Source organism: Polaromonas jejuensis NBRC 106434, assembly GCF_001598235.1.
Taxonomy (GTDB): Bacteria; Pseudomonadota; Gammaproteobacteria; order Burkholderiales; family Burkholderiaceae_C; genus Polaromonas; species Polaromonas jejuensis.
In genome coordinates this window covers 51,743-77,766 of sequence record NZ_BCYO01000013.1, presented here as the reverse complement: position 1 = coordinate 77,766, position 26,024 = coordinate 51,743, and the positions used below count along the sequence as shown (strand labels likewise).

Sequence of the window (26,024 nt, the reverse complement as noted above, 5' to 3'; positions counted from 1 at the left end):
TGTCTTACTTTCGGTCGGTGATGAATTGGCCCTTGGGCGCCTCGGCGCTCTTCTGGCGGCGCGTGTTGCCGTCAATTCCGCCCTCGATCGCCCATTCGGCAAAGACCGTGGGGCCGGGCTCGAAATCGCGCGGCTGCCAGTCGGCGGTGAGCTGGTCTTCGTCGGCGTAATACTCGACGAGTGCACCCGCCGGGTTGCGGAAATACCAGAAGTAGGCCGAGGAGATCGGATGCCGGCCCGGGCCCAACTGGGTTTCCCAGCCGCAGCGCGAGATGTGCATGCCGCCGCCAAACACCTCATGGATGTCGCGCACGGTGAACGCCACATGGTTCAGTGCGGAATCGCCCGCGGGGCGCTGCAGCAGAAAGATGTCGTGGTGGCCGCCCTCGGGTGCACAGCGCAGGAAGGCGCCGCGGCCCGGATAGTGGTCGGAGGCGGCGAAACCGAAGCTCTCGCGATAAAAGCGCTCACAGACCACCACGTCCTTGACGAAGAACACCACGTGACCGACTTCGATCGGCGTGGCGCGCTCGTAGGCCGGGCTGGGCTTGTTGATGCGATGCTTGCTGCTCCAGGTGTTGTGCTCGGCGCACTCCACGTCAATATTGCGCTTGCGCGTGACCTGCAGACGCACCGACAGGCCGTTGGGGTCGGTGCAGCCGATGCGGCCGGCTGCCTGCTCGAAGCCCGGCTGCTGGCGGATGTTGTCGGCATAGCGCGCGAGGTCGGCCTCGTTCTCCACACCCCACACCACCTGGCGCAGCGTCGGCCCCGCTTCCATCGCGGGCGGCAGACCGGCGCGGGTGCTGGCGGCGACGATCACGCGGCAGCCATTAAGGGTTTCAAAAACCAGTTGATCGGCCTCCTCGGTGACCAGGGACAGCCCCCAGTCCAGGAAGAAACGGCGGCAGGTCGGCAGGTCGTCCGCGCCGTAGGTTATTTCGTCGATGCCCAGTACGCTCATGTGATGGCTCCTTGTGTTGCGCGCGGCTTTAGTTGGCCCACGCCAGCGGTTGTTCATTGAGGCCCCAATACAGGCTCTTCTGTTCCATGTATTGCAGGATGCCCAGGCGCCCCTTCTCCCGGCCCAGGCCACTGTCGCGCCAGCCGCCGAACGGCGTCGAGATGGAAAACTGCTTGTAGGTGTTGATCCACACCGTGCCGGCCTGCACCGCGCGGCCTATGCGCCAGGCCCGCTTGTAGTCACGCGTCCAGATGCCGGCAGCCAGGGCGTAAACGCTGTCATTGGCCTGTGCAATCAGGTCTTCTTCGTTGTCAAACGGCATGGCGACCAGCACGGGGCCAAAGATTTCCTGCTGGCAGATCTGGTCGGTGTTCTTCACGCCTTCAAGAATGGTCGGCATGTAGTAATTACCGCGCGCGTACAGCTCGCCTTGTGGGCGTGCGCCGCCGGTGCGCACGCTCGCGCCCTCGCTGCGGCCCAGTTCCACATAGCGCTCGATGGATTCGCGATGCTTGGCGGTGATCAGCGGGCCCATCTGGGTGCGCTCGTCGGCTGGATCGCCTACGCGCAGCGCAGCGGCTCGCACGCTCAGACGCTGCAGGAATTCGTTGTACAGCTTGCGCGCCACAAAGAGGCGCGAGCCGGCGATGCAGGACTCTCCCGACGAGCTGAAGATGCCATACAGCACGCCGTTCACCGCGTGGTCGAGGTCGGCGTCGTCGAGCACCATGGTGGCCGACTTTCCGCCCAGCTCCAGCGAGACCGGCATCATCTTGTCGGCCGCGATGTGGGCAATGTGCTTGCCCGTGCTGGTGCCACCCGTGAACGACACGCGCTTGACCAGCGGGTGCTTGGTGATGGCATCGCCAATGACCGAACCGCGGCCCGGCAGCACGCTGATCAGGCCCTTGGGAACACCGGCCTCTTCACAGATGGCGGCGAGTTCCAGCGCCATGAGCGGCGTGGCCTCGGCCGGCTTGATGACGACTGCGTTGCCCGCGGCGAGGGCCGGAGCCACCTTCTGCGCCTCGCTCGCGATGGGCGAGTTCCACGGCGTGATGGCCGCGACCACGCCCATGGGCTCGTACACGCTCATGGTCATGAAGTCGCCGCGCGACGGGGTGATGGTTTCTTCCAGGGTTTCGCAGGCGCTGGCGAAGAACTGGAAGGTTGCGGCCGCGCTGGCCACCAGGGCGCGCGTTTCATTGATGGGCTTGCCGTTGTCCAGGCGCTGACGCTGGGCCAGCGGCTCGGCGCGCTCGCGGATCAGCGATGCCACGCGGTACAGCACGGCAGCACGTTCATGCGGTTTGCGCTGTGCCCAGCCGCTGGTGCGAAAGGCATGGTCGGCACGCGCGATGGCTTCATCGACGTCGGCCAGGCTGGGCGCACGCAGGCGCGCCACCACTTCACCCGTGGCCGGGTACAGCGTGGCGGATTCGTCGCCGCCGCCCAGGCGCATTTCTCCGCCTATGTTGATGGGAAGCAGGTCTTTCGATTCGGTGATGAGCGACATGGCAGGGTTCCTCAGATGGCCAGTGCGCGGCCGCGGTTGAGCAGCGCACGCACCACGCTGTACACGGTCAGCGCGGAAGTTTTGGGATTGGCCGCCAGCGGCTTGCCGCGCATGGTCAGCTCGAAGCAGCCAAAGGCGCCGTGGGCCTCGACGTGGTGGACGTTCTCGGTCACAGCGGGATCGGCAAACAGCCGCACCCGGGTGCGCTGCAGGCCCAGGCCCGCAAATGACAGCGTTGCCGCCACGTTGGCGTTTTTGGGATAGAGCTGCGCGGCCAGCTCGGCGCTGCCGTCAAAAATGCAGTGCGCCGTGGTGAGGCTGTCGAGGTCGCAGTCAGCCTCGGCCGGCGTACCCTTCCACGCACCGGGCGGTTTGCGGCCGGTGTACAGCACCGCGTCGAGCCCGCCCACGCGGGCAGCGGCTAGCGCGTCGATGCCGCCCATGGCGCCGGACAGCAGTTGCACCTGTGTCTTGCCGCGCCGTGCGGCCTGTTCCAGCAGCTGCGCCATGCCGGGCGCGCTCAGCGCGCCGACGGAAGCGATGACGCAGGGGATGCCGCGCTCCAGCGCCGGCACCACATGCTCGGCAATCGCGCTGTGGCCGGCGCATTCGACGACAAGGTCCGGCGCGTCATCAGCGGCCAGCGCCTCCAGCACCCGGGCCTGCGGGGCCCAGCGTGCAACCGTGGCCTCGGTCCGGGCACGGGCATCGGATGCCGTGACCACGCGGTCCACCACCACGTCGGGGTCACCGTGCAGCAACTCCAGCACGCTGGCGCCAATCGCGCCGCAGCCAATCATCGCAACTTTGAGCATGGCATCAGACCCTTCAGGCACTTACCGCGACCTTGGTCGGCGGGCCGGCAAACGCAGTTTTAAAGCTGCCGATGGAGAGCATGTCGATCTCCAGGATGAAGGGGCCGTCCGCTGCGATGGCCTTGTCGAGACCGGCCCCCAGGTCGGAAAGATTGCTCACGCGGGTATGGCCCAGTTTCAAGGACGCACACAGTTGTGCGTAGTCCGGCGTATGCAGGTCCACGTAGCAGCGGCGACCGCCGTACTGCGCATCCTGGATGTTCTGGATCACGCCATACCGCTGGTCGTTCATGAGCACATACACCACGCTGGCCTTCTCCTGCACGGCCGTGGCGAGTTCGCCCAGGTTCAGAATGAAGCCGCCATCGCCCGACAGGCAGAAGGTTTTCCGGCCTGAGCCGGTGGCGGCCGCACCCACGGCTGCACCCACGCCCATGGCCAGGCCCTGGCCGATGCCGCCGCCCAGCGCATGCACGCCGGCGCGCGGATCGAAAATGTGCAGCTGGCGGTTGCCCCAGGTGCTGTTGGACACCGTGACGTCACGCACCCAGTTGAAGTTGCGGCCGGCGGCCTGCTGCAGCTGGCTCACCAGTTCGGTGTAGGGGCCGAGGCCGTCGAGCAGGCCTTTTTCGGCTGCTGCACGCGCGGCGCGCAGATCAGCCATGAAGGCCGGATCAATCGACAGGCGGCCTTCGAGACGATCGGCCAGGCCTTGCAGCACGAGCTCGGCGTCGCCGTTCACGAAGTAGTCCGTGGCGTAGCAGCGGCCCTCGGCGGCCGGATCGACGTCCACGCGGTACAGCGGGCGCGGCAGCTTGAGTTCGTACTTCAGGGTTTCATTGCCACGCAGGCGCGAACCCACAACCACCATGGCATCGCAGGACTGGTAGAAGTTTTCTACCGGCTTGTGCAGGTTGTAGGCACCGAGCGAGCGGGCATCGTCTTCGGCCACGATGCCACGGCCCTGGGTGCTGGTGACCACGCCCAGGCCCATGGCCATGAGACGGGCCACCGCCGCGCCGGCGTGGCGGGCCCCGCCGCCCAGCCACAGCAGCGGACGGCGGGCCTTGGCCAGGCGGTCGGCAAGCTCGTCCAGCGCGCGCGCCGTCGGCTCCTGCGCTATCACTGGCAGCGGCTTGAGGTCCACCGGCATGGCAATCAGCGCGGCCTGGATGTCGATGGGAATCTCCACGCTGACCGGGCCGGTAGGGGCCGTCAGGGCAGTCTGCACGGCCAGCTTGATGGTGCCCAGCGCGGTCTCGACGCTGCGCACGCGAAACGCGGCCTTGGACACGGCCTTCAGCATGGTGAGCTGATCCGGTGCTTCGTGGATATACGACAGGTTCTGGTCGAGGTAAGGCGTTTCGATCTGGCCCGTGAGGTGCAACAGCGGCGTGCCCGCGGTAAGCGCTTCGACCATGGCGCCCGCAGCGTTGCCCGCGGCAGTGCCGGTGCTCGTCAGGCAGACGCCCAGGCTGCCCGTGGTGCGGGCGTAGGCGTCGGCCATGTTGGTGCCGCCGGCTTCGCCGCGCGCCATCACGAAGCGGATCTTGCCGCGCTCGTTGAAGGCATCCAGGATGGGCATGTTGTGGATGGAAATGACCCCGAAAGCGGCCTTGACGCCGCATTCCTCGAGGAATGCGGCAATGGCGGCACCGACCGTGATTTGATTCGGTATTTGATTGGGACTATGCATGACGGGAAAGGCCTCCAGAGACGTCGATGTGACTGCCGGTTGTGTACGACGACAGCGGGGTTGCTAAAAAGAAAATGGCGCGCGCGGCCTCTTGCGGCAGTCCCAGGCGGCCCAGCGGGATATGTTTGCGGGCGGCGAGCTCGCCGGTCCAGGCCGTCCAGTCGAGCGCGCGGTTCTCACGCGCCTCAAAGCGGCGGCGCCATTGGCCAGACTCGATCAGGCCCACGAGAATGCCGTTCACGCGTACGCCGGTGGGTGCGAATTCGGTGGCCATGGAGAGCACCAAATTCTTGATGCCGGCACGGGCCGCCGAGGTGGCCACCATGTGCGGCTCGGGCTGACTGGCCAGCAAGGAATTGACGCAGACAATGGCCGGACTCTGCTGGCGCTGCAGTTGCGGCAGGAAGGCACGCGTGGGATAGATCACCGAAAAGAATTTCAGTCTCAGCTCTTCCGTCCAGGCGCTGTCTTCGGTGTCGGCAAAGGTTGAGACGCGGCCCTGGCCAGCGTTGTTGACCAGGATGGAGGCAGCGCCCAGTTCGCGTTCGCTGCTCTCGGCAAATCGCTGCATGTCGGCGGCATCCAGCACGTTGCAGCTCGCGGCGAACAGGCGGGCGTCGGGAAACTGCGCACGCAGCTTCGCCTCGGCGTCACGCAGACGTTTTTCATCACGGCCGCAGAAGGCCACGGCCGCGCCGCTTTGCAGCAGCAGCTCCACCGTGGCCAGGCCGATGCCCGACGAGCCGCCGGTGACGACGGCCACGGTATGGTTCAGGTCAATCAGATTCATCGTGGTGGCATTCAGCGCAGGCGCAAGGGGACCACCGTATTGGTGCTGTCGCTGCCGCGCGGTTGGTAATTAAGAAGTCGGGACAGCTCATCGGCCGACATGCGCACACGCCGCACCATGTCGTCGATCAGTCCAGTTTCGATATGGGCCGACGGGATGGTGGTGCCCAGCGCGGCGACGATGCGATTGCTCTCGTCGCGCACCGGGGCCGCAATGGTCGAAATGCTGGCCTCGTAAAAGCCCTCGCCCAACACGTAGCCGCGCTGGCGATCAAGCTCAAGCAGGTTGAACAGATCCAGCACGGTCTTGGGTGTGCTGCCGGAAAACGCTTCCAGGTGATCCTCGGGGTAGAGCGCGCGCAACTCGGGAAGGGTCAGGTCCTGGAGCAGCACCCGGCCCAGTACGGTGGCGTGAGCCGGCAGGCGCGTGCCCACACGTACCGAGCTGGCAAAGGGCGTGGGCGGCGCGACCTTGGCCACATAGACGATGGAGCGCCCATCCCGGACCACCAGATTGCACGAGTAGTGAATCTCGTCGCACAGCCGCGCGAGCAATGGCTGGCCCAGTTCGGTCAGTTCCAGCGAGGACAGGTATTCGAATCCCAGGCGCAATACCGCCATGCCAAGGCGGTATTCGCTGCTGCTGGCAGTCCGCTCGATGAAACCCATGACCTCCAACGTATTGAGCAGGCGAAACACCGTGGAGCGCGGCAGGTCGAGCCGTCGCGCCAACTCGGGCGCGCTCAGCGTGCGGTTGTCGCGGCTGAATTCGCCGAGCAGGCGCAAGCCGCGCTCCAGGGCAGGCACGATGTACTTGTCGTTGTTGTTTTCTTCGGCGATGTTGTCACTCATGTTGCTTGGCTCCGGTTAGTTGCAGCGCGGCGCGCGTGATCAGGCGCGCGACCGCTTCAGGTTGCTCCACAGGACTGGCATGGCCAGCGCCCTTGATCAAGTCAAAGGGCGCAGCATACAAGTCCGCCCAGCCACGGCAGGCGACGGGCGGTGTGACGACATCGGCGTCCCCGCAATGAACTTCGACGGGCATCGCCACACCGCGGCTCTTGCCGAGATCGCTCTGGCACAGCAACTCAACAGCCTGCAGGTAGCCCGCAGGCTGCAAATTCGCGGCATTCCACCGCACCCAGGCGCGCGCCGCGCTGTTTGCCGCCGGCGAGAGCAGGCGCTGCGGGATGCGCTCGGCAAGGCCGTCGACGCCCAGCGTCTGCAGCGCATCGCGGCGCTCACCGCGCACGCGCGCGCTGGTGACGGCCTGCGCAACAGCACCATAGCCGCCCGCCGGACTGATAAGCACCACACGCGTCACACGTTCCGCGCCCAGGTCGCGTGCATAGGCGCAGGCCATCAACGCACCCAGCGAATGGCCGACCAGCACGCAGTGGCGAACGTCCAGCACCAGCAGCAATTCATGCAGGCGCGCGGCGTAGTCGGCGTCAAGGGGGGCATCGCCCGGCAGAGGCGTGGATTCGCCGTAGCCCGGCGCATCCCACGCGATCACATGCAGCTGCTCACCGGCCAGCAGGGCCGCTTGCAGCCACGAGGCGGCCCCGGAACTGATGCCGTGCAGCAGTACCACGGTGGGAGCGTCACCGCGCGCACCGCATTCGCGCAGCGCAACGCATGCGCCCGAAGGCAGCGTCACGATGCGCTGGGGGAAGCGACTATCCAGCAGCGCGAGTGGCGCCTGCAACAGATCGTCAGCAGTGCGGGTTGCGGCATCCATGACGTCAATACTCAGCGCTTGATCTTGGCGAGCGGGTGCTCGGGCGGATAGGTCGGAGTGATGGGCTTCTTGGCGCCCAGCATCACGCACATCAGCGCGTCTTCGTCGCCAATGTTGATTTCCTCGCGGTACACACCTGGCGGCACCGACACCACGTCGCGGTCGGTCAGGATGGTTTCAAAGCGCTCGCCGTCCTTTTCCAGGACCAGTTTGAGCTTGCCGCGAATCAGAAAGAACACCTCTTCGACATCGGTGTGCAGATGCGACGGGCCTTCGTTGCCGGCCGGGATCACCATGGTCGAGAAGGTGAAGTTTTCCGCCGGTATGGTGCTGCTATCGGCCGCAACGCCGGTGCCGCCTGTGCCGATGTAGCGCATCTGGCCGCGGCGGTATTTGGGGTCAAAATCCGCCTGGAACTTCAGCGCGTCGAAGTCGTACTTGCGGGTGGAGAAGCGCGCAACCCGGCTTTCCATCCAGGAGGCGAAGTTCGCACCCTCGGGTTGATCCCAGCTTTTGGGCAGTTGCGGCTGTTCAGACAGATCACTCATTGTGTATTCCTTTGAATTTGCGTTTAACGCATGACGAAGCCGCCGTTGACGGCAAGAACCTGACCGGTGACAAACCGGGCCAAATCGGACAGCGCATACAACACGGCCCCCGACACGTCCTCGGGCATCTGCTCGCGCTGCAGGGCGCGCTGGTCGATGTATTGACGGTGCCGCGACTCGGGCACGTATTGCGTGGCCTCCACCAGCACCAGGCCGGGGGCGATTGCATTGACGGTGATGTTGTCGGGGCCAAGCTCGCGTGCCAGCGAGTGCGTCATGGCAATCACGGCGCCCTTGCTGGCCACATAGGCCAGCAGGTTGGGCGCACCCCACATGGCGGTGTCGGAAGCGAGGTTGACGATGGCACCGCGTCCGCTGGTGCGCAGCGCGGGGCGGCAGGCCCGCGTCATGAGCCAGGTGCCGCGCACGTTGACGTTCATGACCTGATCCCACTTGGCAATCTCGATGTCGTCCATGCCGCGGCCGCCGGAATCGGTCACGGCGGCGTTGTTGACGAGACCGTCCAGGCCTCCGAGCTTGATCACCGCCTGCTCGGCACAGCGCTGGATGGATGCAGGATCTTCGACATCTACCGCGATGCCGTTGACGTCAAAGCCCTGGTCGCGCAGGGTCGAAACGGACTGCTGCAGCAACTCTTCGCGCAGGTCTGCCAGCACCACCCTGGCACCGCTCTCGCACAGCGTGCGGGCGAAGGAGAAACCCAGACCGCGGGCAGCACCTGTGACCAGGATGCGGCGGCCGGCCACGAGACCTGGCTGGCTGGTAGCGACCATCATGCGTCCTTCGCACAGATTTTTGCGAAAGCCTGGCGTCCTGAAATACGAGGACGATTATTGATGCACGTAACTTCAATCATGAGAAAACCCGCTAGAAGTGACCCTATAACGTTTTACAGGTGAAACAACGATTAATATATGAAACGACAAACGAAGCTTAAGCCTGTTTTTTGGGCTCAACATTAGTAAAAACCCTAATCAACCAATACAGGCGAGGAGTCACTCGGGAAGGGTCGCGTCACCCAGTTTTCTGGATGCGGAACTCGACAGGCTGTTGTGGAACACCTTGACGGAGAACCAACGCAGCAGGGCCTGTTGATTGAGCGTGAACGGTGAGATCGCCGTGCAGAAGGACTCTTCGCCTGTCATGGGCCGATGTGGAGTGAGTGAAAAAACCGCTGGAGCAGCAAGCTCATCCTCCAGGGCATTCAGGATGTTGAGGACGCACAACAGGCCGTCAACTCGGGCGCGGATGCCCTCATTGTTTCGACCACGGCGGCCGCACCGACATCAACACCACCGTGGACAAAAGCATTCTGCTGCCGGGCACTTACTGGGACCGGTGCCACGCCTGCCCCGCCGGCAGGCAGGACGGGGCGGGACGGCCCCGCCCGGCTTTCTCAGGCGGGGCGTTTGGCCAGCAGCGCCCACACGCCCGCAGCCGAAAGCAGCGAACCGCCGGCCATGTTGAAGCGGCGCTGCGCGCGCGGCGATGCCAGCAGCCTGCGTGCAGAGCCGGCAAATACCGCATACAAGCTGGCATTGAGTGTGGCCATGGCGACGAATGTGACGGCAAGAATCCATAGCTGCCGCGTCAGGTCTGCACCGGGCCGGATGAACTGCGGCAGGAAGGCGACGAAAAACACAATGCCCTTGGGATTCAGCGCCGTGACCAGATAGGTATTGGCAAACAGACGCCAGCGGGAACCAGGCGTAGCCGGACTGGCCGGCCCGGCAGGCGAAATGCCGGCGCGCAGCAGCTTGATGCCCAGGTAAAGCAGATACAGACCGCCCACCCACTTGACCACGGTAAACCAGAAGGCCGATGTTGCCAGCAGGGCGCCGAGGCCAAGGAGCGAGACCAGCAAGGCCGTTGAGTCGCCAAGCGCCACCGCGGCAACCAGCGGGACATTCGCACGGCGTCCGTGTGCCATGGAGTAGCTGATGACGGTGAGGATGGTCGGGCCCGGAATAATCAGCAGGACCGCGGATGCAGCGACAAAGGCTAGCCAGAGCTGGACAGGCATGGGAAGGTGCTCCTTGAACGGTTGGCATCACTATGCCTGAAAACCCGCCATCGCTGCAGATGCGTTGTGACCCTGCCAGCAGCCTTTTCACCCTTTCAAAAATAGGCACACAAGAGGCCTGGGCGTCCAGCGCATTGAGTTCGCGCAGCGACTCAAAAGGCATCATGGCGGTCGCCGTGGCAGGTGACAAGGAATGATCAATGTCAGGGCCCTGCGCATGCCGGTGGACACGCTGCCTCGGGTAAGGCGGCAAGGCAAAACCCTGGATGCCCGCAGTCTCCTGCTCACCAAGCCTGTGCAAAATAATTCCGCAAAACACACCAATACTGCGCAAAAGGCATAATGGAAAACCCTTATGCGACGCCGCACTTCGATACAAGAAATCTGTTGAGGGCGCTGGACGCCGCTTCACCCAAGCGGCAGTCTTCACAGCCATCCCGACGTTGCTCAATGCACCAAAACAAGCCTTTTCATGACAACACCTCTCTACAGCGCTGAAGAGCGCCGCAAACGAATCTTTGCCATTGTTGGCGCCTCCTCCGGCAACCTGGTGGAATGGTTCGACTTCTACGTGTATGCGTTCTGTGCCATCTATTTCGCGCCGGCATTCTTCCCCTCCAGCGACCCCACCACGCAGTTGCTGAACACGGCCGGCGTCTTTGCCGCCGGCTTCCTGATGCGCCCTATCGGCGGCTGGCTGTTCGGCCGGATCGCCGACAAGCACGGCCGCAAGAACTCGATGCTGATCTCGGTGACCATGATGTGCGCCGGCTCGCTGGTCATTGCCTGCCTGCCCACCTATGCCAGCATTGGCGCCCTTGCCCCCGCGCTGCTGTTGCTGGCGCGCCTGTTTCAGGGCCTGTCGGTCGGCGGTGAATACGGCACGACCGCCACCTACATGAGCGAAGTGGCGCTAAAAGGCCAGCGCGGCTTTTTCTCGTCCTTCCAGTACGTCACGCTGATTGGCGGCCAGCTGCTGGCCGTGCTGGTCGTGGTGATCCTGCAATTCCTGCTGAGCGAGGGCGAGTTGCGCGCCTGGGGCTGGCGCATTCCTTTTGTGATCGGTGCGATGGCCGCCGTCATCGCCATGTTCCTGCGCCGCTCGCTGGAGGAAACCACGACTGCCGCCACGCGCGCCAACAAGGAAGCCGGCAGCCTGGCCAGCCTGTTCAGGCACCACAAGGCGGCGTTTTTCACCGTGCTCGGCTACACCGCCGGCGGCTCGCTGATCTTCTACACCTTCACCACCTACATGCAGAAGTACCTGGTGAATTCGGCCGGCATGTCGGTGAAAACCGCCAGTGCCATCATGACCGGCGCGCTGTTTGTCTACATGCTGATGCAGCCGCTGTTTGGCATGCTGTCCGACCGCATCGGCCGGCGCTCCTCCATGCTGTGGTTTGGCGGCCTCGGCGCCCTGTGCACCGTGCCCATCCTGATGACGCTGCAAGGCGTGAGCAACCCCATCGTGGCCTTCCTGCTGATCATCCTGGCCCTGGCCATCGTGAGCTTTTACACCTCCATCAGCGGCCTGGTCAAAGCCGAGATGTTCCCGCCCGAAGTGCGTGCGCTGGGCGTGGGCCTGTCTTACGCGGTGGCCAACGCCGCGTTCGGTGGTTCGGCTGAATACGTGGCGCTGGGCCTGAAGTCGCTGGGACATCAGGAAACTTTCTACTGGTATGTCACCGGCATGATGGTGATTGCCTTCTTCGTGGCATTCCGCCTGCCGCGCGAAGCCAGTTACCTGCATCACGACCATTGAAGCGGTCCATGAAAGGGCCGGCCACCGCCATGTGTACAGCGCATTGCCATTTACCGATCCCGGCTTCAGGCGCACACGCACCGCAAAGGGCCCGCAGGCAATGGGTGCGGCGCTGTACATCGGCTCCGTCGCAAATCCGCCCAGGCGCTGCCGCATGCTGCTTGCGATGCATCGTCCGGTCTTTCCCCTGTTGGCCTGAGTTGAGGCGTCGGATATCGGCAAACTGTGCCGCGCAGTCCGCATAGCGCAGCGCCTCGTCGGCGGTGACCTTCTCCTCCCAGTCAATGCCAGGTCCGCACGATTCGATAGGCATGATCACGGTTGCAGGTTTCAAATGAGTCATTGAATCCGCCTGACGAAATCAAGCTCATGCGGTGCAGACGCTCGCACGGCGGGAATGCTAGCGTGTAACACCACACTAGCGTTCATGGCGCCTCCTCGACGTTGCGGGTCTGCAGCTCGAGTTGCGTTTGTTCATAAACCGCGAACCAGAGGATGTGGGCCCGCGTGTGCGGCGGGTAGGGGGCTGGCCTGCGCGTGCCCGCCGTAAAGTCCTCAAAGGCAGCCATCATGGCCTCTTTTTGAATGGCCGCCATGGTTGGACGTGAGAGCTGCTTCAGCGGTTGCACCTTGGGTGGCGGCGCTGACGCTGCAGGTGGCGCGTCCGGCACTTGCTCCCGCGATTCGCGCACGTCACTTTCAATGACGGATAAATTGGTTGTGCGGTATTCAGGTGCGTGCTTGACCTCTTGCCAGCGAGTGGACAGCCATGATCCGACAAGAGCGCATGCAAAGGTAAGGACAATGGCCACGATCAGCCAGAGAGTTAAGTTCATTCGCGGTTCTTTCGTGGTGATGTCGTTGTCCGAGGCGCATCAGAATCTGGTCAATGATTGGGAAGACTGCAGGTGCCGTACCGAGCTCGAATTAGTACGACTTCAACAAAGAGGTATCAGAACGCCATGAAAGCGATGGATTAGGACCTGGGCGCAAACCGCAAACCGCAGACGTAGCCGTAGCTATGGCGAGGGTTTGCAATGACGGCATGGATGCGAAGGTGCGCTTTCATGATTCGATATTTCTGGGGCGGAGTACTAGGGGGTGGCGGCGGTGAAGCTGACCTGTCCGTTGTTGTTGCCTGCCGCAAGAGAGGTCAAGGGGAGGTAAGCGAATGTCCAATTGGCATTGCCAATGGTTAGAGGTGTCGTTTTCGGTGGCTTCATTTCCGGGTTGTTCGTGGAGCGCTCATGGTGTTGCCTTCTGGTTGACAGAACGGCTCAAAAAACCGGGCAACGCTTTGCAGTCCGAAGTGACGCGATAGCTCAGGCTGGTCGCATGGTCGCGGCTTTCCACGAAACCGCCAGCTTCCAGCGCATCCATGGCGTGCTGGACGGTGTGCGGTGTGTGGGTCGGCTTCCAGTGATGCGTGAGCATGTCCAGCGTCCACCAACCGCCGTCCTTGCGCAGCCGCAGCCACAATGCGCGCACGTCTTGAGTGATGGGGTCACCTACGGTTGACATCTGATTTCCCTTGTCATTTCATTGCCGTGATGGGTTTCCCTCGTGCAATATGTCACTGGCGGGTACCCGGCAGTGAGGTGTTTTCTGCGGCTGCGCATCGAAAGGAGGTATGGATCTTTCTTCCATTGGCGGCTATCGTTTTTTTTTGCGCAGACACATGCTGGGGAACTGAGCCGGATGTACTCTGGCCTCGCGGTCTGCAATCACTGGCCCAGCAGATCGAGTAACCAAGAGTAACCAGCCTGTGGGGCACTCACAATGGCCTATTGCCTGGCAGCGCAGCCATCATGACCAGAAGTGCAGGCGCATGCCTGTTCAGAGAGGCAAGGCACCCTAAGCGCTTCTTTCCGAAAGGTATCGCAACTCAGTCGGTCAGCTGTTGGACTGTATGAAGAATGAGTCGTGCCGGTGACTGGGCATGCTGCTGGTGGCGCTCTCCCCGTATTCGGGGAAGTCGCTGGGTTTACGCATGCGGCGTTGCTGGACCAGCGTTTGTTTCAGGCTGACGCGGGCGGCTGCCACGGCGGCGGCTTCCTCGCGCTTTGAATCCCGACTTCTTTCAGTCACTTCACCCAAGAATTCATTCCGAATTTCTACCGGGTTTGGCAGCCTGGACGGGTTGAGCACGATGTAGGCAATGCCGCAATGCGCCAGCAAATCTTCTTTCAGGGTTCTGGCCTTTTGGGAGAGTCCAAAAGACTTGGGCACATCGACACAGCCGACAACATGGCCATCCTCGGCACACACTGAAAATGTACAGGTGATGTTCTTGAGCAAGCCATACCAGTACAGGCCGGTTTCGCTGGCGTGGGGTCTGATGAAGCGGGTCACCGCTATCTTGATCATCACATGGTGGTCGTCAAAAGTTTCCGACAGCCAGCGCCAAACCCGCAATTCTTCGCTGTTCACCAGTTCCCTCGCATGCAAGGGCCAGCGCCTTGGGATGCGTCGTTTTTGCCGGGCTACCCACCGCTGCCGCAACCAGTACAACACGCAGAACATCGCCATCAGAGGCAGTGCTGCCAGCAACCATTCCAAGTCTGTGTTCATGTTGCAACCCTGATTTGGTACTAACAATTACCAGATACGCCCAATCTAGGCGGCGTTCCGCAGTCGCTGGACCGGGTCGCGCCGCTCCGCCAGGTTGACCAGAATGTCGGCCTGACGCAGATGGAAAAGCGCCAGGCGCAGCGTGGGTTCGGCCTCGTGCCGCAAAAAGTCGTTGACCTTCGGATCCTTCAGATACATCCGAAGAAGAGTCATCGCCAGCATTGCCTTTTGCTGCCCCTTCTTGCCTTGCGCCCGTGCAAGCTTGCGCAGTTCCTTTCTCATGTCAGTCCGCCCGCAACGCAGTAGTGCTCAATGGCACGCAGACCTTGAATGTGGCCGGCACGCACGGCACGATCAGGACGCCCGCAGCCATTGCTCACCATACTGACGCACACCGCATCGGCCCCATGCGCCCAATAACGCATCCCATGGGCTCTTGTAAATCTCGTTCATTCAACGCGTCCTCGAGTGAGTTGAAATTAAGGGGTAACCGAGAGTAAGTCGGCCTGTGGGGCACTCACAATGGCCTATTGACTGGCAGTGCAGTCATCATGGCCAGGAGTGCAAGCGCATGCCTGTTTGGGGCGGCGAACGGGACGGGCGTTCAGCCCGCCCGCAGCAGCGCCCCCGGCGGCATGCCATAACGGGCGCGAAAGCGCCTGGAGAAGTGGGCTGCGGAACTGAAGCCACAAAGGGCAGCGATCGCGATGACGGTGGTGCTGTGTTGCGGCGCACCTTGCAGCATGGTGTAAGCACGTTGGAGACGGTGCGCCATCAGCTCGGCGCCGAAGCTGGTCCCGTCTTGGGCAAGGCGGGCATGCAAGGTTCGCACTGACACACCCATTTGATGCGCGACGGCGGCCGGGGACAAGGCCGGGTCAGCGTACTGCCGTTCGATCAACTGCTGCACCTTGCGCCGCAGGAAGCGCCGTTCTTTCCTGGCTCCAGCCGAGTCTTCGGTCGCATCCAGCAGCACGGCCTGCAATGTGCTCACCAGCAGGTCCGACACCCGGGCCGATTCGGCAGCTTGCAGTGCATGCGGCCATGTGCTGAGGGTTCGCATCTGGCTGGCCAGCAGCTGGACCGATGCGCGCTCGGGCAGGCGGCGTGCGGTGAGGGCGCTCAGCGCGGGCCCCAGGGCGCCCAGCGCGGCATAGGGCACGCCCAGCACGAGCAGACTCACCGGATTCGGGTGGTTGAGCCTGTATTGCTCACAGCCGTCGATCAGGAAGAGCTCGCCGGGCTTTGCCGTGATCTCACTCCCCGACTGGAGTGCCTGTGTCTGCCCTGACAAGTACAAATTCGCAAACACACACGCAGGCCCACCACGCGCCAGGTCCGCGGCGGTGCGTTCCATGTCGTGGCTGGGGGCCTGCACCTGCACCTGGTTCAGCACCAGATTGTCCAGGCCGCGATGCGTGATCTCGGCCTGGAAATCGTCGAGCCTGGGGATGTGCGGCGTCAGCGGAACGATGGCCTCTTGATTGGCCGAACGCCAGAACTCTGCGCGATGCCGCGGTGCGATGTGCAAGGTGGACCAGCGGTTGTATTTCAAAGTGCACCTCGCAACGAAAGCACTCCATGCTTCAAATACCGCAGCGGATCGAAATGGACTCAACGCGACGGGTATTCGCACTCGTCTTTGGAGAAATGAGCCGATTCCGGAAAAGTCTGCATGACCCCATCACGATAGGAGTTGATCAAATGACCAATGCAGATCGGTAACCAAGAGTAACCAGCTGGTGGGGCACTCACAATGGCCTATTGACCAGCAGTGCAGTCATCATGACCAGGAGTGCAGCCAGGTGTTTGTTAGGGAGGCGGAGCCCCTGGCTTTCAGGCCAAGGCGCCGATGGCGACGAACGGGACGGGCGTTCAACTTTCTCGCAGCAGCGCCCCCGGCGGCATGCCATAACGGGCGCGAAAGCGCCTGGAGAAGTGGGCTGCGGAACTGAAGCCACAAAGGGCAGCGATCGCGATGACGGTGGTGCTGTGTTGCGGCGCACCTTGCAGCATGGTGTAAGCACGTTGGAGACGGTGTGCCATCAGCTCGGCGCCGAAGCTGGTCCCGTCTTGCGCCAGGCGGGCATGCAAGGTGCGCACCGACACGCCCATTTGATACGCCACCACGGCCGGGGACAAGGCCGGGTCGGCGTACTGCCGTTCGATCAACTGCTGCACCTTGCGCCGCAGGAAGCTCCGTTCTTTCCTGGCTCCAGCCGAGTCCTCGGCCGCATCCAGCAGCACGGCCTGCAGCGTGCCTACCAGCAGATCCGACACCCGGGCCGATTCAGCGGCTTGCAGATCATGTGGCCATGCGCTGAGGGCTCGCATCTGGCTGGCCAGCAGCTGGAGCGATGCTCGTTCGGGTAGATGGCTCGCAGTCAGGGCGTTTATCGCGGCCTCGTGGGCACCCAGCGCGGTATAGGGCACCACCAATGCGAGCATGCTCACCGGATTCGGGTGATTGAGCCTGTATTTCTGGCGGCTGTCGATCAGGAACGGTTCGCCAGGTTTTGCGATGATCTTGCGGTCGTGCTGGGATGCGTGTACCTGCCCCGACAAGTACACATCCACAAGAAGACACGGCGGCCCACCGCGCGCCAAGTCGGCGTCGGTCTGCTCAACGTCGTGGCTGGAAGTCAGCACCTGCACCTGGTTGAGCACCACGACATCCAGACTGCGAGTCGTCAGCGTGGCCTCGAAATTGTCTAGCCTGGGAATGTGGGGCGTTATCGGTGTGAGCGCATCCTGGCCCGCTGAGCGCCAGAACTCGGCGCGGTGCCGCGGTGCGATATGCAAAGTAGACCAGCGGTTGTATTTCAAAGTGCACCTTGGTACGAAAGCACTCCACGCTTCAAATGCCGCAGCGGATCGAAATGAATTCCACGCGACGGGTATTCACGCTCGCCTTTGGAAAAAATGAACCGATTCCGGAAAAGTCTGCATGACGCTAGCACGGCATGAGTTGATCAAATCGCTGGTCATGCAGTAGATCGGTAACCAAGAGTAACCAGCCTGTGGACGCCCACAAGAGCACGATTGACTGACAGTGCAGCCAACATGACCAGGAGTGCAGCCAGGTGCCTGTTGGGGGACGCGAAGACCCCTGGCTTTCAGGCCAAGGCGCCGATGGCGGCCTGCCTTGTACCGCCAGAGCGCGCTCAGGGCAGTCGCGCTATGCTTGCCGGGTGAGCGACCTGTCTTCTTCCCACCCGTCCAAAATTCGCCGCATTGCCCACCTCGACATGGACGCGTTTTTCGCGTCGGTCGAGTTGCTGCGCTATCCGCAACTCAAGGGCCTGCCCGTCGTCATCGGCGGTGGCTGGCGCAAGGTCGACGAGGAGTTGCGGGCCGCGCAGGGCGAGCGGGCGCTGCGCTTCATCCCGGTCGAAAGCTTTCCGCTGCTGAAAGACTATGTCGGGCGCGGCGTGATCACCACCGCCACCTATGCCGCGCGCCAGTTTGGCGTCGGTTCTGCCATGGGCATGATGAAGGCCGCCAAGCTCTGCCCGCAGGCCATCGTGCTGCCTGTGGATTTCGAGGAGGTGCGCAAGTACTCGAGGCTTTTCAAGTCCACCATCACCGAGATTGCGCCGCTGATGCAGGACCGCGGCGTGGATGAGGTCTATATCGACTTCACCGAGGTGCCCGGCGGCCAGCGCGAGGGCGGCCGGGTGCTGGCCCGACTGATCCAGAAGGCCATTTTCGAGAAAACCGGCCTGACCTGCTCGATCGGCGTGGCGCCCAACAAGCTGCTGGCCAAGATGGCCAGCGAGTTCAACAAGCCCAACGGCATTTCGATCGTTCATGAGGACGACCTGCAGACCATGATCTGGCCGCTGCACGTACGCAAGATCAACGGCATAGGCCCCAAGGCCGGCGAGAAACTGGCCAGGCTGCACATCCACACCATCGGCGAGCTGGCCGCGCAGGAGCCGCAGTGGCTCATAGACCACTTCGGCAAGGCCACGGGCGCCTGGATGCACGAGGCCGCCTGGGGCCGCGACGACAGTCCGGTGGTGACCGAGAGCGAGCCGGTGAGCATGAGCCGCGAGACCACCTTCGACCGCGACCTGCATGCGGTGCGCGACAAGGCCGAGCTGGGTGCCATCTTCACCGAACTCTGCACCAAGCTGGCTGAGGACTTGCAGCGCAAAGGTTATGTGGGGAAAACCATTGGCATCAAGCTGCGCTACGACAACTTCAAGAGCGTGACGCGTGATCAGACCCTGGACACCTACACGGCTGACGCCCAAACCATACGCCACACCGCGGGCCTGGCCCTCAAGCGCGTGCCGCTGGACAAACGTTTGCGCCTCCTGGGTGTGCGGGTAGGAGGGCTGATCAAGGCCGAAGAACTGAATCCGACTCGAAATCTTGATGGAAAAGTGCCTGCAGCCCCCAACAATCGGCCGCATGACGCTATCGATTCAGTAGCACACACTGACCAGCTGTTCTAAACGTTCAGTGCGCCCACTGACGATCCGGGGACACTGTCACAGAACCAGGTGGCCCCCAAGCCTGGCCGGCCAATGCCTGCAATATCCATACCCCTGAGCCACCTTGCGAACCTCCATGGGTGCTTGATTCTCAGGGTTTATCAGCGACAACCAGTCAGTGTGAGATCGGCGTTCAAATACCGACTCATACCATGACAATTTTCCCATGCCGCATGTCGCATGCCGGTTAGTTGATCATTTGCCAGACGCCATTGGGTTGCCGGCAGGCTGTGCTGGAGACTTGGCGGGTATAGCCGTCAATCACGGCATGGGTCAGGTACTTGCGGCAGTATCGCCCGTCTCGGTTTTTGTACGGTTTGTCGGGCATGAATCAGGGGGTAAAAAAAACAGGTTGCCACATTCGAAGCGCGCAACCTGCTCACTCAGTTATTTACGGGAAGTATGGTGACGAGTGCGCTGATGCCGGTCGGCTGCACGGGCTTTACCCTTGTCTCTGTCAGCGGACTTGATGCCGTTGGAATTGAGTGCTGCTTTTTTTGAGGTCTTGCTGTTTGCCCGGTCAGCCGCGCGCTCCTTTCCGAAGTCGCGGTCCGTGGACTTAGTCCCGTTCGAATTGGCGCTCGCCGCACCCGCTCCGTGTGATGATCCGCCGCCCCCTCCGTGTGATGACCCACCGCCGGAGCCGGCCGCTGTTGCCACACCTGCAGCAGACAAAGTAGCGAGTGAAACCAGTGTTGCGATGAAAAATTTACGCATTTGTATCTTTAGTTAGTTAGTTTGGTATCCCACTACCAGCAACGCACGAACCAACTACTTGCTGACCAACCGCGCGAGATTGCTGGTTAGTTAGAGAGACATTGGCAACCGAGCGTAACTTGCCAGAGAAGTCGCGATAGCGCTTTAGACGAAGACACGGTGACTTATGCTTATATGGTTAGTGTCCGTTCCCTGGGGTTCCCCCCATCAGCGCCAACAGGATGAAACGCCTGTGCAAGCAGTCCATGGACAGAACTGCAGCATCACTGAGACTTCAGGCGCGCAAGCGCGGAGGGCTTTCCTTCCGGCAAACGCCGCGCAAGACGCGCCTTAATTCTTGTCTATCAGCCGCTGCCAAAATGTTCGATACCTGCGGCCCAAGGTCGGACCGGGCGGGGTCAGCACCTGGGTACCGCTGATGGCGCCTTGGTAGGTCTTGCCGCCGATCACGACGGAAATGGGCACGGGCGTCGGGGGATAGCCGCCGCCGGCCCGCATGAAGTAGCGGTCGGCCGTGGTCAAGGTACCGCTCTTGTTCTCGTCAACGGTGGCCGATCCGTTAAGGTAGCTCATCGCATAAAGCCGGGCTTGCCCGAGGTTACCCACGCAGGCATTGTCGGCTACCGCCGTGGGCATGTTGGTGCCGAAATAGACCGTGCCGGCCAGCGTGGTCGAGCCCCCCACGACCTTCTCGCCCGTAGGCGGCTTACCCGGCGTAAACAGGATCACATACCAGCCGCTGGCAGTGGAGAAGGCCGTCTTAGCGGCCGCGACCTGCGTCGACGTTCCCACCTGAATCAGATTGGACGTTGCGTCGTACAGCTGGCCCGCGACGCCGGTGATCGACCCCGCGGTCCCCTCGGTGATCGGCGAGGATCGCGTTGCGGTCAGGCCATGGTCGTCCTTGATCATGTAGTAGCGGTTGATGATGGCCTTGTCAAACGGGTGTTCGCGGTCGCCGGAGCCGAGCAGCAGCGAGTCGAAGTTGTTGGTCGTATCCGCCGGAATGATGTCCAGCGTATAGAGAAACTTGCGGGCATTGGCGCCCGTGCCGCCGAGCGATGCCAGTTGATTGACCGTCCAGTTGGCGGGATTGGCGTCATCGACATTGATGCGCCAGACATTGGCGCCGGTGTCGGCCGCGTAAATGCGGTCTATGTTGCCGTCCCCATCGGAGTCGTACAACGCAACCGTAGCGGGAATGGCATAGCTCATGCCGGCGACGGTTTTGTTGAAGGTGGCACTGGCAGGGGCGGGGCCGGCCTGCCAGATCGGATTGCTAGTCGTCGCATCCAGCACCATCACGCCGCGGCCCATGGTAGCCGTTCCTTGAATGGTCGGGTCGTTGGCCGCAGCGTCGTAGCCCAGGCTGAAAATCAGTACCGGGTTGGTCTGGTAGCGCAGCTTGGCCACCATATCCGACCTGGACTGACCCAGTTCGGCGAACCCGGTATCGGCGTTGCTATGCTTCCAGAGGAATTTCGGCGCCGGCTGGTTATCTCCTCAAATTATCCACTCCATTGGTGGGAGAGGCGCTGGTAGAAGCGGCGCTGCGTGGCGGTTATCCTCGCAAACTTTGTTGCATAAGCGATGTTTGGACTTTCTCAGCGCAGCCTCAAATTCCAAGCGATTTTCTTTTCTGGTCCCAGTCAGCGGATAAAGAGGGCTGTTTTCAACCACGTAGAAGCAGCATTTTCTAATATAGAAATCTGCACCACAATGGAAAAATAGACTCTCATTACTCGGTAACCAGCTCACGCCAAGAAACCCGCTTGGTCGAATTAGTCCCGACTCCGAACCGCAGCTTCACCGGCACCTCCTGACCATTCGACAGCCGATATTTGGCGATCACGGTGCGGTCAGGCAACTGCTCTATTTGTGGCGCCGTAGCAATGCCGGGTCCCAAGACAGCAGCGATGACACCCGTTGTCGTACCGACAGCACCGCCGGTCAAGTAATCCAAAATATAGTCCAATGCCAAGGGGTCGGCGCTGGTCGATGAACCGCATACATCAGATGTTGTCGCGGTTGGCACACTGGTTGAAAATGCTAGCGTACCGGTAACGAGCTTAGGGTCGGTAAAAGCCAACTCTCCAGAAGAGGCTGGAAAATCAACAAACCAACCATTCTTGGTACTCAGACTATCAGCCGATGTTCCATTGTTCTGAGTGACCGTTCTCACTTTCGTGCCCGGATGGCAGATATTGATATCCGTCCCCGCAGGGCAGACACCATCAACTGCGGTCTTGCTGATGAAGGTGGTACTGCTGGCGCGGGGGTTGCCATAACTCGTGGAGCCCAAATTATCTTTAATGGCATAAAACGTTTGTTGAAGAGAGCTTCCCACATCGGAGGTGCCCAGGTAGCGGCCGGTTCCCACGTAAACCAAAGGCAGCCCGTTGTAGGTGGTGACCTGCGGCCTGCTGGTGATAGGCTGTGGGTTGCCTGAGGGATCTTGAAATGTCGCCAGCAGTTGCGCGCTGTAGCCGGCCGACCCGATGGTGAAGCGCCACAGGTTTCCGAGCAGATCGCCGCCATAGACCCGCTTCGTGACGTTGTCCGAGCCGGCTTGGGCGATGATACGCGCCAACCCACTTGGGGTGCTGGTGCTGCCAACCGTGGTAGATATTGCAGCTGTCGAGTTGATTAGAGCACCCGTGGCGGCGTTAAGTACATAAAGGTACCCTTGGCCGTTGCCAGTCGCATTTTTAACGCAACTCGCCGATGCTGTGCGTGGGCAATTGTCATAACCTGATGTCAGCAGCACGACCCAAGTGCCGTCGTCCAATTTGGTGATCTCCGGATTACCGAAGGAATAACCCATATTGACGTCGGTGAACTCCCACAACAAGACGGGCGTCGCAGGGTCGGTAATATCCAGCGCATAGTAGCCCGTGCCGCCACCGTCCAAACCACCGACCAGGATGGTTTTCCATGCGCCGCCAATATAGACATCGCTTGACCTCGGCGTGCCCTCGACAAAATACTGGTGCTTGTCGGAGTATTTTTTGTCGGCCAGTGTGTAAAGTTTCGGCAGCACAAACGAGGGAATGTAAGCCCATTTTTCGTCACCTGTCGTGGCATCGAACGCATGCAGCATTCCGTCGTTGGCGGCCGCGTAGACCACGGCCTGCCGGGACGCTTGGGCCACCTTGAATGCAGCGTATCCGCTATCCGCATAGCTCTTGCTGGGCGGCCCCACATACTGTGGCTGCGCGGACACGATATCGCCTAAAACATGAGCCCGACGCCGAAAAAACTTCGTCGGATCAGTCACCGGACCATCCTCGTTGCTGCGATCCCCCCGCAGGAAATTCACCAAAGCCTCGCCAGCCGCCCCGCCTGTCGCAACCGTCGTATTGGTTTGCGCGGTCGCACTAATGCAATCCGTGCCTGTAGCACAGAACTGGGATAGTCCGGTAATCTGGGTGGGAAATGACGGTGGTGAAGTGCTAATGTTGGGCGTGGTGAAATTGCTCTGCAGACTTGCAGCACCCAAAGCCGCCCATGTGAATGAAATCAGACCCGACGTCCCTTTGGTGTAGATATTGCGGCTGGTATAAGCCTTCGCGTCAAGCGAGGTCTGTGCTGACCAATCGTATTTGGTCGGATCGGGATTCATGTGGTCATAAGTCGGCACGCTGCCGTCACTCAGGCTCATGGTCTGACGGATCAGTTCACCGGACCACTCCACCGACTTGAAGTAGGAACTGAACTGAAAGTTGTTGTTGGAAGTGATCTTCGGGTTAGTGGTAGCCGCCGCGGCTGCGGTGCCGGGTTGCGGCGTGTTAATAATGACATTGAGCGAGCTTGAAAGCGCGTTCGCCAGCGTCGCCGGGTCAGTGGCGCTGAAGTAGTTACCATGTCCATTCACCGCCGCATGCCAAAGGTCGTCAACATTTTCGATCTGATCCGATCCGGGTGTAGGCCAATTACATGGTTTGCCATTAGCACTTTGCCACGAGCAGTTGGTTGATCCGGCAATATTGCCTTTCCACACGTCAAAATAATCACCGGCCGTGTCGGTCAGATAGGACGGCGAAAAAACCATCCTGCCGCGGGCGCCCAATCCCAAGGTAAAGGTGGTCATGTGTTGCCAAGTCGCAGTATCCAGCCCATTTGGGGGCACCTTATTCGCCAAACAAAGATCGTTAGCCGTTGTGGCTGGCGAAATAATCGGCCCTGTGCAGTTGCCTAGTGCACTGGTTCTCAAGTTAGTGTTGTAGTAGTAGGCGGCCACGTCCGCCAGGGTATCTGATGTCCCGCCAGCTGAGGTAACAGTCACGGTGGGCGTCCCCGCTGTCGGTCCCGTCGTCGCCACGACGGTGTAGGCGGGCGTCGTCCCACCGGACGTAGTTGTCGAAGTAATGGCTGGTGTGGTCGTGCCTGCAGCCGGGAGCGAAGCCGTGGCAGTGCAAACGTTGTTCGGGCTGGGGGTGCCTGCAGTCCATGATCCAAAAACATCCGATGTGGCGGGCGTCGTGGTCGTGCTTACGTTGCTTGTCAATGAGAATGTCGGGGTCGTCGGCGTAAGGGCACCTACCGTTCCGGGAACCCCGTTCGTGATGGTTTGAGTGGTGGTCTGAGACGCCGTGTAGCGGTCGACGTTTGTAGTCGTTGAACCTGAAATGGTTTCAGTTTGGGTATATGGTGTGGTTGTCACACTATTTCCGCTCACTGCGGCCGCGCCTGGACAAGCTAGCGGGGTATTGCTGGGGTAACCTGAATCAATTGCCTGCGCAGAAACGCAACTTGCAGCATTGGTATTTCCTGTTGTGCTGCTGACCAAGTACCAGGTAACGCCACTCGCATCGGTAACGGATGCATTTCCAATGGGAGAAACAGGGTTGTTGCTGCTGCTACCCCGACAAAACCAGGGATGAATGGAACTGCTGGACGTGCCGATGGCAATACAACGGTTGGAATCTGGGTTGGAACTGGAGGCTGTTGTTCCCAATCCTAGCAAGTGTGAACCGCTATAGGAGTTCCCGGCGTTTCCTTTGTCTTTGGCGCTGGTAGGGGCGGTAGCAATCAGGTTAGGTGGCGTACCGGAGGAAGTACAGGATGCCCCGATAGTCGTCGTGTACTTGGTCCATGTTCTGGTGGTTGTAGCGCCAGTGGTGACCGTTTTCCGATCCTGCGTGCTGGTGTACGGCGTCACGATGGTACTGGTGGATGTGGCGCCGTCGTTGTACGGTCGCGGCAGGCTCCCGTCCTGGTTGTCCATCGTCGTCGTACCGTCCAGCTTCTTGACGTTGCTGTCCGTGCCGTTCCAGAAACCGTCGGTGGAAAGGATGGTGTAATTCCGCTGGCAAGCGTACTGGACGGGATTGGTTACCGTGGTGCCATTGAGGTTTGTAATCTGTCCCGCGTACATTCTTCCGGCATTGGCAAGAGCCTCGCGCAAAGGTGTGCTGTTATTGGCTACGCTGCTGTAGAGCTTGGTGTACCAATTTGATTTTTGGCTGCTGTCAAAGTCGGCAATATTCAGAAAAGCCGGCGAGGCATTGTTGTCGATGGTCATGAAGCCGACGCGGAAATGACTGTTCAGCGTCTTGAATGCTCGACCAGACGCCGTTTTCATCATTAGCATGCGAGTCCTGTAGTAGCTATACCAGTTGGCGAAATTGGTTCGCTCATCCGTACCGCCCGGTCCCGAAGTTGCGCTTACAGTTTTCTTGGTAAAGAGGGTGTTGACTGCATTTGTGCCGTCGACTTTCGTCGTTGATCCGATAGTGCTGTTGCATTCCTTGTAAAAAATACCGTTGGTGCTGTAGTAATCTTTCTGCTTTGCAGTCGTCTGCGCACCCGAATAGACGTAGTAATACGCAGCCTGGGCTGTATCTATATTGTTGCTATTGATGTCCGCCTTGAAGCTCTTACTCAAATCAGTCGTGCCAGATCCCGTTTTGTATCCGTCTTTCCAAGCCGAGGTAAAACTGGAATTCGAATAACTTGTTCCTGTAGCATCCACCGGCGGGCTATAGGTGATCGCGGGGTTGTAATAAACGCCATTGCATTGGCTGCTCGGGAACCCATATTTTCCGGAGAAGTTGTTGGCATCATCGGGCATGAAGTCCCAGTCCATGCTCCCCGAATCGTCGAGCACAAACATCACGTTCGGTTTGACTTCGGTTGTCGCCGTGGCGTTTGTAAAGATCGGCCCTGTCGCAACGTCGGTCGTAGCCGCCAGTGCATCACCTGTGCCAGGCCAAACCTGCACCAGCCCGAAAAAAAGTAGAGGCAATAGCGTCCGACCGAAATGATTCAATACCCAATGATTTTTCATGTCAATTTCCGGTTGGTCGATCAATTGATGATCCATTTTGGATTTCATCGTGTTGTGCAGCCGACTTCCG

22 protein-coding genes and 1 pseudogene are annotated in these 26,024 nt (G+C 61.0%); 3 read left to right on the top strand and 20 right to left on the bottom strand.

The features are described from left to right. Positions 1 to 4 precede the first annotated feature (4 nt). Genes PJE01S_RS15380 through PJE01S_RS15340 form a run of 9 tightly spaced genes read right to left on the bottom strand, consistent with a single transcriptional unit; the run spans position 5 to position 8,866 of the window. Positions 5 to 964, bottom strand: coding sequence for a VOC family protein (locus PJE01S_RS15380; protein WP_068834515.1), 960 nt, complete (start codon positions 962 to 964; stop codon positions 5 to 7). Positions 965 to 992: 28 nt separating this feature from the next. After that, positions 993 to 2,480, bottom strand: coding sequence for an aldehyde dehydrogenase (locus PJE01S_RS15375; RefSeq protein WP_068834514.1), 1,488 nt, complete (start codon positions 2,478 to 2,480; stop codon positions 993 to 995). A gap of 11 nt (positions 2,481 to 2,491) precedes the next feature. Continuing rightward, complete coding sequence (locus tag PJE01S_RS15370) at positions 2,492 to 3,295, bottom strand: aspartate dehydrogenase (RefSeq protein ID WP_068834513.1); 804 nt, start codon at positions 3,293 to 3,295, stop codon at positions 2,492 to 2,494. A gap of 13 nt (positions 3,296 to 3,308) precedes the next feature. Continuing rightward, positions 3,309 to 4,991 (bottom strand): thiamine pyrophosphate-binding protein, encoded by a 1,683-nt coding sequence (locus tag PJE01S_RS15365; RefSeq protein WP_068834512.1) that lies wholly within the window; start codon positions 4,989 to 4,991, stop codon positions 3,309 to 3,311. Continuing rightward, positions 4,984 to 5,781, bottom strand: coding sequence for an SDR family oxidoreductase (locus tag PJE01S_RS15360; protein ID WP_068834511.1), 798 nt, complete (start codon positions 5,779 to 5,781; stop codon positions 4,984 to 4,986). The genes PJE01S_RS15365 and PJE01S_RS15360 overlap by 8 nt, the downstream gene beginning before the upstream one ends. An 11-nt stretch (positions 5,782 to 5,792) precedes the next feature. After that, on the bottom strand, positions 5,793 to 6,632 hold the full coding sequence (locus tag PJE01S_RS15355; protein WP_068834510.1) for an IclR family transcriptional regulator: 840 nt from the start codon (positions 6,630 to 6,632) through the stop codon (positions 5,793 to 5,795). Next, positions 6,625 to 7,521, bottom strand: a complete 897-nt coding sequence (locus PJE01S_RS15350; RefSeq protein ID WP_068834509.1) for an alpha/beta fold hydrolase — start codon at positions 7,519 to 7,521, stop codon at positions 6,625 to 6,627. Before PJE01S_RS15350 ends, PJE01S_RS15355 begins: the two co-directional genes overlap by 8 nt. Positions 7,522 to 7,532: 11 nt before the next feature. Beyond that, positions 7,533 to 8,069: a cupin domain-containing protein gene (locus PJE01S_RS15345; RefSeq protein ID WP_068834508.1), complete on the bottom strand. Its 537-nt coding sequence runs from the start codon at positions 8,067 to 8,069 to the stop codon at positions 7,533 to 7,535. A 23-nt stretch (positions 8,070 to 8,092) separates the two neighbouring features. Next, positions 8,093 to 8,866, bottom strand: coding sequence for an SDR family oxidoreductase (locus tag PJE01S_RS15340; RefSeq protein ID WP_377372028.1), 774 nt, complete (start codon positions 8,864 to 8,866; stop codon positions 8,093 to 8,095). A gap of 390 nt (positions 8,867 to 9,256) precedes the next feature. Between PJE01S_RS15340 and PJE01S_RS26005 the strand changes: the two are divergent. Continuing rightward, a pseudogene (locus PJE01S_RS26005) lies at positions 9,257 to 9,369 on the top strand (alpha-hydroxy-acid oxidizing protein); the annotation flags it as partial. A gap of 117 nt (positions 9,370 to 9,486) precedes the next feature. Here PJE01S_RS26005 and PJE01S_RS15330 read toward each other — a convergent pair. After that, the gene (locus PJE01S_RS15330) at positions 9,487 to 10,113 is read right to left on the bottom strand and encodes a LysE family translocator (protein WP_068834506.1); all 627 of its coding nucleotides are present in this window, start codon (positions 10,111 to 10,113) and stop codon (positions 9,487 to 9,489) included. Between the two features lie 472 nt (positions 10,114 to 10,585). On the opposite strand from PJE01S_RS15330, the gene PJE01S_RS15325 reads away from it, so the two are divergent. Continuing rightward, positions 10,586 to 11,875 carry an MFS family transporter gene (locus PJE01S_RS15325; RefSeq protein ID WP_068834505.1) on the top strand — a complete coding sequence of 430 codons (1,290 nt, stop codon included), beginning with the start codon at positions 10,586 to 10,588 and terminating at the stop codon, positions 11,873 to 11,875. Between the two features lie 425 nt (positions 11,876 to 12,300). Here PJE01S_RS15325 and PJE01S_RS15320 read toward each other — a convergent pair whose 3' ends face one another. The 6 genes from PJE01S_RS15320 to PJE01S_RS15295 all read right to left on the bottom strand — a co-directional run bounded on the left by PJE01S_RS15320 (position 12,301) and on the right by PJE01S_RS15295 (position 17,272). Next, positions 12,301 to 12,711, bottom strand: coding sequence for a hypothetical protein (locus PJE01S_RS15320; RefSeq protein ID WP_068834504.1), 411 nt, complete (start codon positions 12,709 to 12,711; stop codon positions 12,301 to 12,303). Between the two features lie 409 nt (positions 12,712 to 13,120). Further along, the gene (locus tag PJE01S_RS15315) at positions 13,121 to 13,396 is read right to left on the bottom strand and encodes a hypothetical protein (protein ID WP_068834503.1); all 276 of its coding nucleotides are present in this window, start codon (positions 13,394 to 13,396) and stop codon (positions 13,121 to 13,123) included. 372 nt (positions 13,397 to 13,768) lie between these two features. Further along, complete coding sequence (locus PJE01S_RS15310; RefSeq protein ID WP_068834502.1) at positions 13,769 to 14,446, bottom strand: DUF2726 domain-containing protein; 678 nt, start codon at positions 14,444 to 14,446, stop codon at positions 13,769 to 13,771. 45 nt (positions 14,447 to 14,491) lie between these two features. Next, positions 14,492 to 14,728: a hypothetical protein gene (locus tag PJE01S_RS15305; RefSeq protein ID WP_068834501.1), complete on the bottom strand. Its 237-nt coding sequence runs from the start codon at positions 14,726 to 14,728 to the stop codon at positions 14,492 to 14,494. A gap of 322 nt (positions 14,729 to 15,050) precedes the next feature. Continuing rightward, positions 15,051 to 16,001: a helix-turn-helix domain-containing protein gene (locus PJE01S_RS15300; RefSeq protein WP_068834500.1), complete on the bottom strand. Its 951-nt coding sequence runs from the start codon at positions 15,999 to 16,001 to the stop codon at positions 15,051 to 15,053. A 320-nt stretch (positions 16,002 to 16,321) separates the two neighbouring features. Further along, positions 16,322 to 17,272 carry a helix-turn-helix domain-containing protein gene (locus tag PJE01S_RS15295; RefSeq protein WP_084389579.1) on the bottom strand — a complete coding sequence of 317 codons (951 nt, stop codon included), beginning with the start codon at positions 17,270 to 17,272 and terminating at the stop codon, positions 16,322 to 16,324. A gap of 422 nt (positions 17,273 to 17,694) precedes the next feature. Here PJE01S_RS15295 and PJE01S_RS15290 point away from each other — a divergent pair, with 422 nt between their 5' ends. Then, positions 17,695 to 18,909 (top strand): Y-family DNA polymerase, encoded by a 1,215-nt coding sequence (locus PJE01S_RS15290; protein ID WP_084389578.1) that lies wholly within the window; start codon positions 17,695 to 17,697, stop codon positions 18,907 to 18,909. A gap of 226 nt (positions 18,910 to 19,135) precedes the next feature. Here the strand turns inward: PJE01S_RS15290 and PJE01S_RS25220 are convergent, their stop codons facing one another. From PJE01S_RS25220 to PJE01S_RS24565, 4 genes are all read right to left on the bottom strand, one after another. After that, the gene (locus PJE01S_RS25220; protein ID WP_157090350.1) at positions 19,136 to 19,276 is read right to left on the bottom strand and encodes an RT0821/Lpp0805 family surface protein; all 141 of its coding nucleotides are present in this window, start codon (positions 19,274 to 19,276) and stop codon (positions 19,136 to 19,138) included. Between the two features lie 59 nt (positions 19,277 to 19,335). Further along, positions 19,336 to 19,665, bottom strand: coding sequence for a hypothetical protein (locus PJE01S_RS24570; RefSeq protein ID WP_084389577.1), 330 nt, complete (start codon positions 19,663 to 19,665; stop codon positions 19,336 to 19,338). Positions 19,666 to 19,995: 330 nt separating this feature from the next. After that, the gene (locus PJE01S_RS15285) at positions 19,996 to 21,081 is read right to left on the bottom strand and encodes a pilus assembly protein (RefSeq protein WP_068834497.1); all 1,086 of its coding nucleotides are present in this window, start codon (positions 21,079 to 21,081) and stop codon (positions 19,996 to 19,998) included. Between the two features lie 322 nt (positions 21,082 to 21,403). Next, positions 21,404 to 26,002, bottom strand: coding sequence for a PilC/PilY family type IV pilus protein (locus PJE01S_RS24565; RefSeq protein ID WP_157090349.1), 4,599 nt, complete (start codon positions 26,000 to 26,002; stop codon positions 21,404 to 21,406). Between the last annotated feature and the right edge of the window lie 22 nt (positions 26,003 to 26,024).

What these genes read in the sequence shown, in the direction of transcription:
- PJE01S_RS15380 (WP_068834515.1), bottom strand. Translation starts at nt 964, where the DNA reads ATGAGCGTACTGGGCATCGACGAAATAACCTACGGCGCGGACGACCTG.
- PJE01S_RS15375 (WP_068834514.1), bottom strand. Translation starts at nt 2,480, where the DNA reads ATGTCGCTCATCACCGAATCGAAAGACCTGCTTCCCATCAACATAGGC.
- PJE01S_RS15370 (WP_068834513.1), bottom strand. Translation starts at nt 3,295, where the DNA reads ATGCTCAAAGTTGCGATGATTGGCTGCGGCGCGATTGGCGCCAGCGTG.
- PJE01S_RS15365 (WP_068834512.1), bottom strand. Translation starts at nt 4,991, where the DNA reads ATGCATAGTCCCAATCAAATACCGAATCAAATCACGGTCGGTGCCGCC.
- PJE01S_RS15360 (WP_068834511.1), bottom strand. Translation starts at nt 5,781, where the DNA reads ATGAATCTGATTGACCTGAACCATACCGTGGCCGTCGTCACCGGCGGC.
- PJE01S_RS15355 (WP_068834510.1), bottom strand. Translation starts at nt 6,632, where the DNA reads ATGAGTGACAACATCGCCGAAGAAAACAACAACGACAAGTACATCGTG.
- PJE01S_RS15350 (WP_068834509.1), bottom strand. Translation starts at nt 7,521, where the DNA reads ATGGATGCCGCAACCCGCACTGCTGACGATCTGTTGCAGGCGCCACTC.
- PJE01S_RS15345 (WP_068834508.1), bottom strand. Translation starts at nt 8,069, where the DNA reads ATGAGTGATCTGTCTGAACAGCCGCAACTGCCCAAAAGCTGGGATCAA.
- PJE01S_RS15340 (WP_377372028.1), bottom strand. Translation starts at nt 8,866, where the DNA reads ATGATGGTCGCTACCAGCCAGCCAGGTCTCGTGGCCGGCCGCCGCATC.
- PJE01S_RS15330 (WP_068834506.1), bottom strand. Translation starts at nt 10,113, where the DNA reads ATGCCTGTCCAGCTCTGGCTAGCCTTTGTCGCTGCATCCGCGGTCCTG.
- PJE01S_RS15325 (WP_068834505.1), top strand. Translation starts at nt 10,586, where the DNA reads ATGACAACACCTCTCTACAGCGCTGAAGAGCGCCGCAAACGAATCTTT.
- PJE01S_RS15320 (WP_068834504.1), bottom strand. Translation starts at nt 12,711, where the DNA reads ATGAACTTAACTCTCTGGCTGATCGTGGCCATTGTCCTTACCTTTGCA.
- PJE01S_RS15315 (WP_068834503.1), bottom strand. Translation starts at nt 13,396, where the DNA reads ATGTCAACCGTAGGTGACCCCATCACTCAAGACGTGCGCGCATTGTGG.
- PJE01S_RS15310 (WP_068834502.1), bottom strand. Translation starts at nt 14,446, where the DNA reads ATGAACACAGACTTGGAATGGTTGCTGGCAGCACTGCCTCTGATGGCG.
- PJE01S_RS15305 (WP_068834501.1), bottom strand. Translation starts at nt 14,728, where the DNA reads ATGAGAAAGGAACTGCGCAAGCTTGCACGGGCGCAAGGCAAGAAGGGG.
- PJE01S_RS15290 (WP_084389578.1), top strand. Translation starts at nt 17,695, where the DNA reads ATGGACGCGTTTTTCGCGTCGGTCGAGTTGCTGCGCTATCCGCAACTC.
- PJE01S_RS25220 (WP_157090350.1), bottom strand. Translation starts at nt 19,276, where the DNA reads ATGCCCGACAAACCGTACAAAAACCGAGACGGGCGATACTGCCGCAAG.
- PJE01S_RS24570 (WP_084389577.1), bottom strand. Translation starts at nt 19,665, where the DNA reads ATGCGTAAATTTTTCATCGCAACACTGGTTTCACTCGCTACTTTGTCT.
- PJE01S_RS15285 (WP_068834497.1), bottom strand. Translation starts at nt 21,081, where the DNA reads ATGGTGGCCAAGCTGCGCTACCAGACCAACCCGGTACTGATTTTCAGC.
- PJE01S_RS24565 (WP_157090349.1), bottom strand. Translation starts at nt 26,002, where the DNA reads ATGAAATCCAAAATGGATCATCAATTGATCGACCAACCGGAAATTGAC.